The following is a 12,669-nucleotide window of genomic DNA, read 5'->3' as shown; positions in this document are numbered from 1 at the left end:
GTCTTTAACCAAAGTACTGTCGGCGTAAAATATCTGCCCCGTCGTCTATCGCTTTATGAATTGCTTTCACGCTGCGCTTTTCATCTTTTTCGGCCAGGGCTTCCAGCAGATCGTCGTAATTATGATGCCCCTGAGTCATTTCTTCCGACTGCGGGTACAGATAATTAAAACATGGTCCAATGCGCACCCAAAGCTGCTCAATTAATACGGTAAGCGTTGGCATCTCGGCGTACTCAAACAGCTGGAAACGAAACTCCCGATTGGCCTGCAGCGCCGCCTCAACGCTGATATGTTTCGCTTCAAGAAACGCATCGCAAAGCTGCTGCAAACGGGCGAGTTTGGTTTTATCCATGTAACGCGCCGCCTGCTCTACCGCCATACCCTCCAGATTTTTACGGATGGTTGTAATTTCGTGGTAGCGCCCCAGAGAAATTTCAGGCACCAAAAAAGCCTGCGCCGGCGTCGCGTCCAGTGCGCCAGAAGAAACAAGACGCAACAGCGCTTCACGCACCGGCGTAATGCTGGTGCCAAGCTGCTCTGCAATCTCTTTGGTCACTAATCTTGCGCCGGGTTTTAAGGTTCCCACGATCAACGCACTCTTTAACCTGCCCTCGACTTGCATGGTTAAACTCATTCTTTGCGCTTTTTCTAAGTCAAGCATGTTTATTTCCTATAGCAAAATAACTACTTTGTATTTGCAGTTTAATAACTGGCTTGTCATCAATGGAGTATATAGGATATATCATGTACTCTTACCACAAATTTATACCACCATGCGAATTAACCTGACGAAACATTCGATATCCGTCAATAATTTAGACGGTAACGTATAGGGATTGACTACAATGAAAGCATCTGGCCGTAAGCTCGCAACTCTGGCTGTATTAATTAGCCTGGTAACCCCCTTTAGCTACGCAAGTGAATTAGTTATAGCCCAACCGGCTTCCGCCACCGCGATGGATCCCGGTTTTCTTAAAGAAGCCGCCACCCTGGTGGACAATATTTTCGATACGCTGGTCCTGCGCGATAAAAACATGCAGCTCCAGCCCGGTCTTGCCACCTCCTGGAAAGCGCTGGATGACACGACCTGGCAATTCGACCTGCGCCCCGGCGTTACTTTCACCAACGGTGAACCCGTTAACGCGGCGGCAGTGAAATTCTCTATTGACCGCATTCTGGACCCGGCCAACCACGCGCCAACCATCTCTTACATCCGCACCATCAAGTCGGTGGAAGTGATCGGCGACTATCAGGTTCGCATTCACACTGACGGCCCTGACCCGCTGCTGCCAACCCGTATGAGCCGTTATCCGACCTACATCGTGCCGCCTGCCTATGTAAGTAAAGTCGGTGCTGCGGAATTTGCACGAAAACCTATTGGTAGTGGAGCATATACATTAAAAGAATTTATACCAGATGAACGTGTCGTTATGCAGGCTAATCCACATTATTGGCGTGGAAAACCTACAATTGACCAGGTGACATGGCGCCCAATCCCGGAAGCGACTGCCCGCATTACCGCCCTGTTAACAGGAGAAGTACAGCTGGTTGACAGCGTCCCTGCTGACCTCGTTTCTACGTTGAAAAATAAACCGGGCATTCATCTTGAGCAGGTGAAAGGCGGCGGATTGACTATTTATCTCGGCCTGAAGAATGGTGAGAAACCTTTAAGTGATGCGCGGGTTCGCCAGGCGCTGTCGCTGGCGCTGAATCGTCAAGCCTATACCACCCAGCTGCTGCACGGTTTTGGTACGCCAACCGGTACCATGGCTGGCGCCAAGGACTTTGGTTACCTCAATGTTCCGGCCCCTGAGCAGGACATCGCCAAAGCTAAAGCCTTGCTTAAGGAAGCGGGTTACCCGGACGGCTTCACGCTGAAATTCCAGGCGCCGCGTCGCTATATCGCCAGCGCCGAAGTGGCTCAGGCGATTGTGCAGGACTTGGCTGCCATCGGCGTGAAGGCGCAGCTTGAGGTGCCTGAGTGGTCCGTCTATACCCAGCAGGTGGCTTCCGGTAAACAGGCGGAAATGTACATGCTGGCGTGGGGCTCAACCCAAACCCTGGATGCCGATGCCGCGCTGTACCCTATCCTGCACTCCGGCGAACCTTACTCCACGGTCAGCAACCCTGAACTGGATAAACTGCTGAACGCCAGCCGCTCAACGGTAGATGCGAAGAAGCGTGAAGTTATCCTGCAGGATATCCAGAAAGTTGTCGCCAAAGAGCAGCCGCTGATCCCGCTGTACCGCGAGGATTCTCTGTATGCCAACAGCGACAGCCTGAACTTTACCGGTCGCGCCGACGCCCGCATCCCGCTGTATGATTTGAGGCTGAAATGATTTTTCCCGGACGCGCCCTGACCCGTCGCCCTCGCCGCCTGATTTCAGGTGACGGGGCGCTGGGGGGCTTATTGCTTGGCATCGTGATCCTGCTGGCACTGGTGGCCCCGTGGCTGCCCTTGCCCGACCCGTTAACCAACAACCTGGCGGATACCTTCCTGCCGCCGGGCAGCGAAACGGCAAGCGGGATGCACTGGCTCGGCACCGATCAGCTCGGGCGCGATTTGCTGGCAAGGATCCTGGCGGGTACCCGCCTATCCCTGACGGTGGTGTTACTGGCGGCGGCAATTGCCGCCGTTATCGGTACCCTGCTGGGCATTCTGGCAGGCTATGTTGGCGGCTGGCTGGATGCCGTTATCATGCGCCTGATGGACATCCAGCTGGCGGTGCCGTTTATTCTGTTAATTTTGCTGGTGATGGCGCTGTTCGGCACTTCACTGGAAAACATTATTCTGATCATGGGCGTGACCAGTTGGGCGATTTACGCCCGCGTGGCGCGCGCCAAAACGCTCGAGTTACGCGAACTGGAATACATCGAAGCCGTTCGCGCCATGGGCTTTTCCACGCCGCGTATTCTGCTGCGACATATTCTGCCTAACCTCGCCACGCCGCTGGTTGTTCTGCTGACGCTGGATATTCCAAGGCTGATTGTCCTCGAAGCCTCCATTGGCTTTCTCGGGATGGGGATCCAGCCGCCAACGCCTACGCTCGGCAACCTGATTGGTGAGGGGCGTTCCTACATGCTGCTGGCGGAATGGCTGGTGCTGTGGCCGGGGCTGATTATCGCGGCGCTGGTGGTCGGCTGTAACCTGCTCGGCGACAGCCTGCTGCGTAAAACCCACACGAGGCTCGACTGATGCTGCGCTACATTCTTTCCCGCTTCGCGCAGGCCGTGCTGGTGATGTTTGGCGTCTCACTGCTGATCTTTTACAGCCTGCACCTGACCGGCGATCCTGCCGCGGTGATGATGCCGCCCGGCTCTTCCCAGCAAGAAATAGACAACTTCCGCCACGCAATGGGTTTTGACCGTCCGCTGCTCTGGCAATACGGCCATTACCTGACCGGCCTGCTGCACGGCGACCTTGGCCTGTCGCTCCGCTATGATCAGCCGGTGACCGAACTTATCGCCCAGCGCGTGCCTGCCACGCTGCTGCTGGCCGTTTCTGCCCTGGCGTGGAGCACCCTGGTTGGCCTGCTGCTTGGCCTGGTGAGTGCGGTCTGGCGCAACAGCGTTTGGGACTTACTCGCCCGCCTGTTTGCCTTCAGCGGCCAGGCCGTGCCGGTATTCTGGCTGGGTCTATTGATGATTATCTGGTTCAGCCTGCATCTGCGCTGGCTGCCCTCCAGCGGCTACGGCACCTTCAGCCATCTGATCATGCCCGCCATCAGTCTTGGGGCCTATTACATGAGCGCCATTGCGCGCCTGGTACGTGCCAGCCTGATCGACGTACTGGCTCAGGATTACATCCGCACGGCGCAGGCCAAGGGGCTAAGTTCGTGGCGGATCCTGATTCGCCACGGCCTGCGCAATGCGCTGATCCCGGTCGTCACCGTGCAGGGAATGTATTTCGCTTCCCTGCTGGGCGGCGCGCTGGTCACCGAAATTATTTTTGCCTGGCCCGGCATTGGCCGCCTTGCGGTGCAGGCCATTCAAAACCGTGACTTCCCGCTGGTGCAGGCGATTGTCCTGCTGGCCGCGCTGGTGTTTGTGGTGGTGAACCTAATCATTGATTTGCTGTACGTGGTACTGAACCCGAGGATCCGGCTATGAAGTCACTCGATGCAACGCTGGATCTCCTGCACCTGCTGACGCCTTTCCGAAGCGTGGCGGGCAATATCGACCAGCAGCGCGACCTGGCGCAGTGGCTTGAGCGTTGGTTAATTGAAGAAACTGACGCTGAAGTGCTGTACCCGGTCAGCCAGCAGCTTCAGGACGACGCACCGCCGCTGGTACACGTGCGAATTAATATCGGCTCGCCACGAACCCTCGTGCTGTACAACATGTACGACGTGATGCCCGCCGAAGAAGACGGCTGGGAGGTCGACCCGTTCGTGGGCGGCCTCAAACACTGGTCGGATAAAGGCGATGTGTTTATTTCTCGCGGGGCGGAGAACAACAAAGGCCCGCTGGCAGGCATGCTGAGGGTGGTGCGCGATCTCTGTCACTCGGGCCGCCTGCATACCAACGTTGAAATCCTGCTGGAAGGCGAAGAAGAGATTGGCAGCGGCAACCTGCGCCGCTACCTCGCCCGGCAGCCTTGCCCGGTTGCCCCGGCAGAAGCAGTGCTTTTCCCTTCCCTGTGCGAATACGGTGGCGGCGCACCTCGCATATACCTCGGCTTCACCGGCCGCAGCGGTGGCCGCCTGGTAGTCAAAGGCGGCAGCTGGGGCGGCCCGAAAGCGGCGATTCACGCCAGCAACGCCGCATGGATCGATAGCCCGGTCTGGCGGCTGGTGCAGGCGTTAAGCACTCTTGCCCCGCCTCACGCCAACGGCGTGCTCGAAACGGGTGAGCTGGACGAAGAAGCCAGCTCCATTCTGGACGACCTCGCGCGGGAATTTAATTTGGCGGACGAACTGACCTTCCGCCGCAGCGAAAAATACGCCATCACTGGCGACAGTTTCAGCAACCTGGCATACCTGCTGGGCAGCGCGGTGCTAAGCGTGTCGGAGATAGCCAGCCTGCCGCGCGGTGCTCAGGGCGTGATCCCCCCGGAAGCCTTCGCCGATGTGGTGTTAAGAACACCGCCCGTCGTCGATGGCGAACGCCTGATGCGGCGCATAAAAGAACAGCTTGCCAGCCCGGCACTTGCCGGAGCGGTGCTCGAACCGGGGGACAGCTACCCCGGCTACCGCTTCAGCATTGATGACGTCGGCGTGCTTGAGCTGATGGCGAGCTATCACCAGCAGCAGGCAAAACCGCAAATCTGGCCCTGGGCGCCAGGCTGCGCCCCGGCCTACGCCTTCGCCCCTGTGGCACCAGCCTTCCTGATCGGCGGCCTGGGCTACGGCGGCAACGCCCACGGCGTGAACGAATTCGTCACGCTCAGGGGCTTACAACGCTACCAACAATCGCTTAATGACTGGCTACTTGCCTTTTAAATACGGCCAGCACCCGGGAACCAGACAGGATAATGCATGAAAAACGTCAATGATTTTGAACGTGTTACGCTCGGATTCTTCCCCACGCCGCTGGAATCTTTACCTCGTCTGAGCGAAACGCTAGGCGTTAACATAAAAATTAAGCGCGACGACTACAGCGGTTTTGGCGGCGGCGGCAACAAAGTCCGCAAGCTGGAGTACCTGATGGCCGAAGCTTGCCGCGAAGGGGTAAAAGTGGTGATAACCACCGGCGGTCACCAGTCTAACCACGCGCGCATGGTCGCGGCGGCCGCCCGTAAATTTGGCATGAAGCCGGTACTGGTTTTACGCGGCGATGAGCCACAGACTTATCAGGGAAATCTCCTGCTGGATAAACTGTTTGGGGCAGAGCTGGAGTTCCTCGACCCGGAAGGCTATTTCACCCAGATTGAAGGCGCGATGCAGGCCCATGCCGATGCGGCCACGTCTCGCGGCGAAAAGCCGATGATCATTCCGCTGGGAGGTGCCACGGCGCTAGGTGCGCTGGGCTATGTGCGCGCCGTTGAAGAGATGGATGCTCAGCTTCGCGCCGCGGGCGAATCTGCCCCGGACGTGATTATCGCCCCCACCGGCTCCGGCGGCACGCTGGCCGGGCTGTATGTCGGCGCTCGCCGTTACTGGCCGAAAACGCAGATTATCGGCGTCAGCGTCAGCGCCAAAGCCGACTGGTTCCAGACCCGAATCTCCGCCATGGCCGAGGACTGCGCTCGCCTGCTCGACTGGGATCAAACCTGGCAGCCGCAGGATATCCTGATCGAAGACGGATTTGTTGGCAGCGCCTACGGTGTGCCTTCTGACGGCGGCATTGAAGCGATTTATCAGGTCGCGCAGCAGGAAGGCGTGCTGCTGGATCCGGTTTACACTGGTAAAGCGATGCACGGTTTAATCACCCTCGCGAAAGAAGGCCGTATTGCCGCCGGCAGCAGCGTAGTGTTCATGCACTGCGGGGGCTCTCCGGCGCTTTACCCGTTCGCTCAAAAACTTCTGGAGCACTGATCATGCAGATAGTGAACCGTCAGCAGGTGGCCGACCTTGGGGGGAATGATCCGGTACAGGCTCTGCAGGACATCGAGGACACCGTGCGGTTGCTGAGGCGCGGCGAGGCAGCGATGCCCGCCGAAACCCACGTCAACCTCGATACGCCGCTGGGGAAGGTTTACGCCCTCCCGGCCAGGGTCGGCGGGCGGTTCAATGCGACGGGCGTAAAATGGACGGCGCATCGACCTCGCGCCAACGACGGCTATCCACAGGCGATGGCCACCACGCTGGTTAATCGCGCAGACAGCGGTTTGCCGATAGGCCTGGTCGAAAGTGGCAGCCTGACCGCGACCCGAACCGCCGCCGTGTCGGCCCTCGCCTTGAAGCTGGCGGCTCCCCGCCGCCCTTCACGTGTTTTATTGCTCGGCGCTGGCGTGCAGGCCCGCGCTCATCTCGAGATGCTGGCTGCACATTTTCCCGATCTGGACATGGTCTATTGCTGGAACAAAACGCCGGAGCCTCTCGCCGACATGCTCAGCCATGCCGACAAACTCCCCTGGCCTGTCACCCAGTTTGAAACACTAAACGATGCGCTGCGCCAGCACTGGGACGCGCTGATTACCTGCACCAGCGCCAGCGAGCCGTTTTTACGCCCTGGCATCTGGCGGGCAGGCACCCTGGTGCTGCAAATCGGCTATCACGAAGTGGCCTTTGAGACGATTGCCGCCGCCGACAAGGTAGTGGTCGACCTTTGGGGAGACTTCAAGCTGACCAGCGCCAAAAGCCTGTTTCAAATGTACCGGGCCGGGCTTTTTGATGAGCAAAACGTCTCTGCAGATTTAACAAATTTACTGGTCGATGGCTGGCGGCCTGCGGAAACGGACAAGGTTTACTTCTCTTCTTTCGGCCTCAACGTGTTTGATATCGCCCTCGCCGCCCGCGTTCTAAGCGCTGCTGCCGAACAGGGCAAGGGCAGCAATCTGCCTTTTGGCTGGGAGACCACCGATGCTGATTAACGCTCCCGATCTGGTAAAACGAATCGAGAACGGCGAGTTATTCGCGCTGATCGATGTCCGTGAACGAGAAGCCTGGCAAACGGCCTCCCTACCGGGCGCGCTGAATCTTAACGTCTACGACTATTTTGTGTCTGACTCGACCCCGAAAGGTTACGCCGCGATGGCCGGGGCATTTGTTCATGCCTGGCAACAGCTCTGTATCGCGAGCGGGGCTACGCCGGTATTCTTCGAACAAACCGTGGGCATGCGATCTCCGCGTGGATTATGGTTTTTGTGGTTTGCGCTGGGTGCAGAAGGACTGATTCTGGACGGCGGTGTAGAAGCCTGGGGAGACGCCGGGGGGAAATTAACGCCGGGGAAAGGTCCAGCTACGATTGTTTCTGACGCCGGAGCCCCTGAATGTCAACCGGCCATGCCTCAGCTGGCCGCCACCCGCTCCGAAACGATCGACGCCGATCCGGCATCAACCTTACTGCTGGACGCCCGCAGGCCAACGGAATATGACGGCAGCTTTGTGCATGAATGCTGCGCGCGAGCGGGACGTATTCCTGGCTCAAAACTGCTTTTCTGGGAAGATGCAGTCGAGCATGGCCGGTTCAAATCCGCTGCAGCGCTGGCAAGCCTTGCCGCCGAAGCCGGATTTACGCCGTCAACAAAAAGAGTGATTGCCTGGTGCCACCGTGGCGCTCGCGCCGCCACGGTTCTGGTGGCTCTCAAACTTGCAGGTTAGCAGGACGTGGCCGTTTACGTCGGCTCCTGGCATGAATGGGCGAGTCACCAGGAATTACCGCTGCTTAGTGGGGAATAATCACCCCACCTTCCGCAGCTTCAGCGCCTGCTGAATATCCGGCGCGGCGGCAATCAGCTGCCGCGTATATTCATGCTGTGGCTTGTCCAGCACCTGCTTTGTGGCCCCCGTCTCCACAATTTCACCGCGATACAGCACCACCACTCTGTCACACGCCTGACGTACGGCGCCAAGGTCGTGGCTGATAAACAGCACGGTCAGACCCAGGCGGTCACGCAGATCGGCGAGCAAGGCGAGGATCTGCCCTCGCACAGAAAGATCCAACGCCGAAACGGCTTCATCGGCCACCAACAGTTCGGGTTCAAGCGCCAGCGCGCGCGCAATGGCAATGCGCTGACGCTGCCCACCGGAGAAAGCCGGCGGCAGACGATTCGCCGCCGCAGCATCCAGCCCGACCAGCTCCAGTAGTTCGCGAACGCGGCTTTGAACTTCCCCCGCGGGTCTCAATTTATGCACGCGCAGCGGTTCGGCAATTTGCTCGCCCACCGGCATTTTGGGATCGAGGCTGGCGTAGGGATCCTGGAAAATAATCTGCGCCCGGCGGCGCATCCCCCGCTGCTGCTCACGGCTGGCGCGACGAACGTCCAGACCATCAAAAATAATGGTGCCGCTGTCGGCCGGAATTAAACCTATAGCCGCCCTGCCGAGCGTCGTTTTACCCGAACCGGACTCGCCGATCAGCCCGACGATCTCGCCTCGTTCGATTTCGAGACTGGTTGGCTTGAGCACGGTCTGGCGGCTGTCCGGGAAAAACGGCAGCGTATGCGCCTGCGGGTAGCTTTTGGTGAGCTGCGACAGCTGCACCAGCGGCGAACGGGTAACGTTTTTGCGCCTGGCGGGCTGAGGCTCCGGCTGAGAAGCGGCAATCAGTCGACGGGTGTAGTCGGCCTGCGGCGCGGTCAGCAGCGTTGGCACATCGCCCTGCTCAACAATATTGCCCTGATACAGCACGCAGGCACGGTCTGCATAGCGAGCCACCACGCTTAAATCGTGGGTGATGAACAGAATGCCCATTGCCATTTCCTGCTGCAGTTCCTGTAGCAAAGTCAGGATTTGCGCCTGAATGGTGACGTCCAGCGCGGTGGTGGGTTCGTCGGCAATCAGAAGCGCAGGTTTGCAGCTAATGGCGCTGGCAATCATCACGCGCTGGCGCATGCCGCCGGAAAGCTGATGAATATACTGTTTTGCCCGCTGCTCAGGGTTCACAATTCCGACCCTGTCCAACAATGCGACCGCCTCACGGTGCGCCTGCTTCCAGCTGAGCTTTTGGTGGCGCACCAGCACTTCCGCAATTTGCTCCCCCACTTTCAGCACCGGGTTCATGCTGCTCATCGGCTCCTGAAAAATCGTGGCGATTTGCTGCCCGCGAAGCTCACGCGGATAGCTTTTCCCTACAGCCGATACAACCTGCCCGTTAAACGTCACGTTGCCGCCCGTTTGCCGCACGCCAGCAGGAAGTAGCCCCATCACCGCCAGCGAGGTTAAGGTTTTCCCTGAGCCTGATTCGCCTACCAGAGCAACAACCTCCCGGCGTGCAACGCTGAATGAAGCGTCCTTCACCAGAGGTTTACCTTCCAGCGTACTGATACAAAGCGAATTAACGGTTAACAGCGGGGTTTGATCGGTCATACGGGTTCCAGACGGGTGCTAACAGCGTGATTTTTGAGACTATAATATCTGCCCCAGTGCGACAAGATGATTTGCTGATAGCTTATTCATTTGGTCTTACTCTCCGGCATTATTTATACTTTAGTCATGCTGACCTGATGTGATTGCCGCCATGACAACTCAAACTTTTCCCCGCCGTTGGGTGCTGCCTGCGGGCTTATTGGCCTTGCTGTTAAGTACCCTGGCGCTGGTGTTTATCAGCCATCACTGGAGCGCTTTTATTCAATGGTGCCTGAGTATGCAGATCAGCCTGCACCGCTACGTGGTCTTCTATTTACTGCAAATCAACAACCACCAGTACATCGGCGGCGTCTGGCTGCTGGTCGGCAGCTTCTTTTACGGCGTACTCCACGCCATCGGCCCTGGGCACGGTAAATTTATCGTCACAACCTACCTCAGTACCAACCAGGAAACGCCTCTCGCCGGACGAGTGGTGCCGTTTCTCGGCAGCCTGATGCAGGGCGTGAGCGCCATCGTATTTGTCTTTGTGCTGGCGATTGCGCTTAATTTGTCCAGCGGCGATCTCAGCGAAAGTCGCTGGTATGTGGAAAAAATAAGCGCGGTGATGATTGGCTGTTTCGGGATTTTTATTGTGCTGAAAGCGCTGCGACAGCAAGCGCCGCTCAGGATGAAATCCTTCACGCCGATAAGCAGTGATGCACCAACGCTGAATCATCATTCACACGATGATCGGTGCGGCTGCGGGCACAACCACGGCGTTGGCTACGATGCCCGGGGCGGCAACTGGCTCACGCACCTGGGCGTCATTCTGGCGATTGGCGCTCGGCCTTGCAGCGGGGCCATCATGATTTTGGTGTTTTCGAATGCGTTGGGATTTATTAGCTGGGGCATTGCCGCGGTGATGACTATGGCTTTCGGTACAGCCCTGTCGATTCTCGGGCTGTCCGTGTTGGTCACCCGCACCCGCGACTCGGTGAGCAAACTCTGGCTTTCGCGCACTCCTACTCAGGTTCGCATTATCACCACCGGGCTGAAAGTGCTTGGCGGCTTGCTGATCGTGCTTTTTGCCGCGGTGCTATTTATCACCACGATTCCCGTTAGCGCCAACGGCGACTTTATCGCGGCAGGCTGTTAGTTCAGAACGGGTTAGAACAGAGAGAACAGCAGCGCGACCGGGAAACTCATCGGCCAGGTGGCGCCAATCAGCACTGAACAAAGCAGCTTAATGCGTTTAGAGTCTTTGGCGAGCAGCCAGGTGATCCCGGCGCAGATTAACGCCATTACGGCGTAAAAAACCAGCATGTGTTGATAAAGCGTCATACAAGACATTACTACTTGTTAAAATTTTTTGCAGAATATGCTCTTTTTTATGACGCAGATCAAGTTTAGAAACTTTATTTACTCAGTAATAGCTGACTTCCGTCGTCACCTGCTGCCGCTGGGTCTGCTGCGTTTTTCCGATGCCGGTCACCAGCGTGATATCGCAGGCGATGGGTGACAAGTGCTCGTCGTAGCGGCAGTGGCTTTCCATCGTCAGGAACGGCGTTCTCATCGTTTCAGTCACCAGTTTGTAGTCAAACGGACGGCGCTCCGCATTCTCGTAGCTGACTTTAGTTTGCGAAGCCACTTTGTCATTGAGGTAAAAATCGATCTGACGAGGGAGGCCGTTAACATCGTATTCATGGTGAGCGATGCGCTGCCCGCCCGGCATGAAAAAAATATCCTTCAGCAGCCCGCCAGGCCAGTAGGCATATTTCACTTCGCCCAGCTCATCTTTTCTCTTTTTCACCAGACACTGTTCATCAAGCTTGAGGGTTAACGGTTTGCCGTTTTGGGTCCCCGTTAGCGCGTTGCCTTCGCGGTGAAGCTGTAGCACCATTTTTTGCGCCGAGTCTCTGATATCAAGGCTGGTCACACACCCGGTACGGTCTACCTTTAGTCGGTTCTCATAGTTGACTTCCCCTGACGGATGCTTCATGACGGTATGCATTTCGCGCACGTTGCCTGCCGGGGCATTGAAATCAAACATTGTCGCCAGGTTGGCGATAACCGGGTTTCTTGCCGTTTGGGCATAAGCGAAAGAACAGAAAACAAGTGGGATTGCCAGCAGAATGGCTCTTTTCAACGTCATACATCATCCTTGATAGCAGGCCAACACCTCGTCGGCAAATAGCAGAAAATAAACAGATTAATTCTGAGGTTTAACGTGACACTTTACGCGATCCACCAAACAAAACCCACCGAAGTGGGTTTTTAGGGCACTTACAGCTTAGGAATAATCAGTACCTGTCCGGGGTAAATTTTATCCGGGTGGCTTAGCATCGGTTTATTCGCTTCAAAGATGGTGTTGTACTTGTTGGCATCGCCATAGACATGTTTAGAAATGGCGCTCAGCGTGTCGCCTGATTTCACCGTATAGTAAGTGGCTTCCTGCGCAGCATCCGTCGCCTGAATATTATTTTCAACGCTGCTGATACCGGCCACGTTACCTACCGCCACCTGAATTTTTTCTTTCAGCGCCTGAGTCAGCCCGTCTCCCCCGGAAATCACCGCTTTGCCGTTTTCTACGGTAACATTCACTTTGTCAGCGCCCGGAATGCCGCTGTTTTTCAAATGCTCCTCAAGCTTGCTGCCCTGCTCGCCTTCGTTCCCCTTCAGCGAGTCCCACAGTTTGGCGCCCGCGTCTTTGACAAAATCAAATAATCCCATGGTCTTTTCTCCTGTTTACTGGTCCCTGTAAGCCTGGCAAAAGAAGCCA

At 57.0% G+C, this 12,669-nt stretch carries 13 protein-coding genes; 8 read left to right on the top strand and 5 right to left on the bottom strand.

Features of this window, described 5'->3' with window-relative positions; all coding sequences use genetic code 11:
• Positions 1–4 precede the first annotated feature (4 nt).
• Positions 5–661, bottom strand: coding sequence for a GntR family transcriptional regulator (locus F3J26_RS06090; RefSeq protein ID WP_166863791.1), 657 nt, complete (start codon positions 659–661; stop codon positions 5–7).
• A gap of 184 nt (positions 662–845) precedes the next feature.
• Between F3J26_RS06090 and F3J26_RS06085 the strand changes: the two genes are divergently transcribed.
• From F3J26_RS06085 to F3J26_RS06055, 7 genes are read left to right on the top strand one after another with little or no spacing between them, the layout of a single operon-like run.
• A complete protein-coding gene (locus tag F3J26_RS06085; RefSeq protein ID WP_166992315.1) occupies positions 846–2,339 on the top strand; it encodes an ABC transporter substrate-binding protein in 1,494 nt (497 codons plus the stop codon).
• Positions 2,336–3,196, top strand: coding sequence for an ABC transporter permease (locus tag F3J26_RS06080; protein ID WP_166992312.1), 861 nt, complete (start codon positions 2,336–2,338; stop codon positions 3,194–3,196). Before F3J26_RS06085 ends, F3J26_RS06080 begins: the two co-directional genes overlap by 4 nt.
• Complete coding sequence (locus F3J26_RS06075; protein ID WP_008461517.1) at positions 3,196–4,110, top strand: ABC transporter permease; 915 nt, start codon at positions 3,196–3,198, stop codon at positions 4,108–4,110. The genes F3J26_RS06080 and F3J26_RS06075 overlap by 1 nt, the downstream gene beginning before the upstream one ends.
• Positions 4,107–5,441, top strand: coding sequence for a M20 family metallopeptidase (locus tag F3J26_RS06070; protein WP_166992309.1), 1,335 nt, complete (start codon positions 4,107–4,109; stop codon positions 5,439–5,441). Before F3J26_RS06075 ends, F3J26_RS06070 begins: the two co-directional genes overlap by 4 nt.
• A gap of 36 nt (positions 5,442–5,477) precedes the next feature.
• Positions 5,478–6,476 carry a 1-aminocyclopropane-1-carboxylate deaminase/D-cysteine desulfhydrase gene (locus tag F3J26_RS06065; protein WP_166992306.1) on the top strand — a complete coding sequence of 333 codons (999 nt, stop codon included), beginning with the start codon at positions 5,478–5,480 and terminating at the stop codon, positions 6,474–6,476.
• Positions 6,477–6,478: 2 nt separating this feature from the next.
• Entirely contained in the window at positions 6,479–7,474 is a 996-nt protein-coding gene (locus F3J26_RS06060; RefSeq protein WP_166992303.1) for an ornithine cyclodeaminase, read from the top strand.
• Entirely contained in the window at positions 7,464–8,204 is a 741-nt protein-coding gene (locus F3J26_RS06055) for a sulfurtransferase (protein ID WP_353621169.1), read from the top strand. Before F3J26_RS06060 ends, F3J26_RS06055 begins: the two co-directional genes overlap by 11 nt.
• A gap of 78 nt (positions 8,205–8,282) precedes the next feature.
• Here F3J26_RS06055 and F3J26_RS06050 read toward each other — a convergent pair whose 3' ends face one another.
• Positions 8,283–9,911 (bottom strand): dipeptide ABC transporter ATP-binding protein, encoded by a 1,629-nt coding sequence (locus F3J26_RS06050; protein WP_166992300.1) that lies wholly within the window; start codon positions 9,909–9,911, stop codon positions 8,283–8,285.
• Positions 9,912–10,062: 151 nt separating this feature from the next.
• Here F3J26_RS06050 and F3J26_RS06045 point away from each other — a divergent pair, with 151 nt between their 5' ends.
• Positions 10,063–11,046 (top strand): nickel/cobalt transporter, encoded by a 984-nt coding sequence (locus tag F3J26_RS06045; protein ID WP_166992297.1) that lies wholly within the window; start codon positions 10,063–10,065, stop codon positions 11,044–11,046.
• Positions 11,047–11,057: 11 nt separating this feature from the next.
• Here F3J26_RS06045 and F3J26_RS06040 read toward each other — a convergent pair whose 3' ends face one another.
• The 3 genes from F3J26_RS06040 to lysM all read right to left on the bottom strand — a co-directional run bounded on the left by F3J26_RS06040 (position 11,058) and on the right by lysM (position 12,620).
• Positions 11,058–11,231 carry a GhoT/OrtT family toxin gene (locus tag F3J26_RS06040; RefSeq protein WP_008461495.1) on the bottom strand — a complete coding sequence of 58 codons (174 nt, stop codon included), beginning with the start codon at positions 11,229–11,231 and terminating at the stop codon, positions 11,058–11,060.
• Between the two features lie 82 nt (positions 11,232–11,313).
• Positions 11,314–12,042 (bottom strand): YnfC family lipoprotein, encoded by a 729-nt coding sequence (locus tag F3J26_RS06035; protein ID WP_166992294.1) that lies wholly within the window; start codon positions 12,040–12,042, stop codon positions 11,314–11,316.
• 131 nt (positions 12,043–12,173) lie between these two features.
• On the bottom strand, positions 12,174–12,620 hold the full coding sequence (gene lysM / locus F3J26_RS06030) for a peptidoglycan-binding protein LysM (RefSeq protein ID WP_008461492.1): 447 nt from the start codon (positions 12,618–12,620) through the stop codon (positions 12,174–12,176).
• Positions 12,621–12,669: the final 49 nt, after the last annotated feature.

The sequence above is a fragment of the Enterobacter sp. Ap-867 genome, from assembly GCF_011752855.1.
Taxonomy (GTDB): domain Bacteria; phylum Pseudomonadota; class Gammaproteobacteria; order Enterobacterales; family Enterobacteriaceae; genus Cedecea.
Note: the sequence above shows the minus strand (reverse complement) of the source record. Positions and strands in the feature narration are given on the sequence as shown.

Bases quoted from the DNA above. Each gene is read 5' to 3' on its own strand.
- F3J26_RS06070 (WP_166992309.1), top strand. From the start codon at position 4,107: ATGAAGTCACTCGATGCAACGCTGGATCTCCTGCACCTGCTGACGCCT.
- F3J26_RS06055 (WP_353621169.1), top strand. From the start codon at position 7,464: ATGCTGATTAACGCTCCCGATCTGGTAAAACGAATCGAGAACGGCGAG.
- F3J26_RS06040 (WP_008461495.1), bottom strand. From the start codon at position 11,231: ATGACGCTTTATCAACACATGCTGGTTTTTTACGCCGTAATGGCGTTA.
- F3J26_RS06085 (WP_166992315.1), top strand. From the start codon at position 846: ATGAAAGCATCTGGCCGTAAGCTCGCAACTCTGGCTGTATTAATTAGC.
- F3J26_RS06090 (WP_166863791.1), bottom strand. From the start codon at position 661: ATGCTTGACTTAGAAAAAGCGCAAAGAATGAGTTTAACCATGCAAGTC.
- F3J26_RS06060 (WP_166992303.1), top strand. From the start codon at position 6,479: ATGCAGATAGTGAACCGTCAGCAGGTGGCCGACCTTGGGGGGAATGAT.
- F3J26_RS06035 (WP_166992294.1), bottom strand. From the start codon at position 12,042: ATGACGTTGAAAAGAGCCATTCTGCTGGCAATCCCACTTGTTTTCTGT.
- F3J26_RS06065 (WP_166992306.1), top strand. From the start codon at position 5,478: ATGAAAAACGTCAATGATTTTGAACGTGTTACGCTCGGATTCTTCCCC.
- lysM (WP_008461492.1), bottom strand. From the start codon at position 12,620: ATGGGATTATTTGATTTTGTCAAAGACGCGGGCGCCAAACTGTGGGAC.
- F3J26_RS06080 (WP_166992312.1), top strand. From the start codon at position 2,336: ATGATTTTTCCCGGACGCGCCCTGACCCGTCGCCCTCGCCGCCTGATT.
- F3J26_RS06045 (WP_166992297.1), top strand. From the start codon at position 10,063: ATGACAACTCAAACTTTTCCCCGCCGTTGGGTGCTGCCTGCGGGCTTA.
- F3J26_RS06050 (WP_166992300.1), bottom strand. From the start codon at position 9,911: ATGACCGATCAAACCCCGCTGTTAACCGTTAATTCGCTTTGTATCAGT.
- F3J26_RS06075 (WP_008461517.1), top strand. From the start codon at position 3,196: ATGCTGCGCTACATTCTTTCCCGCTTCGCGCAGGCCGTGCTGGTGATG.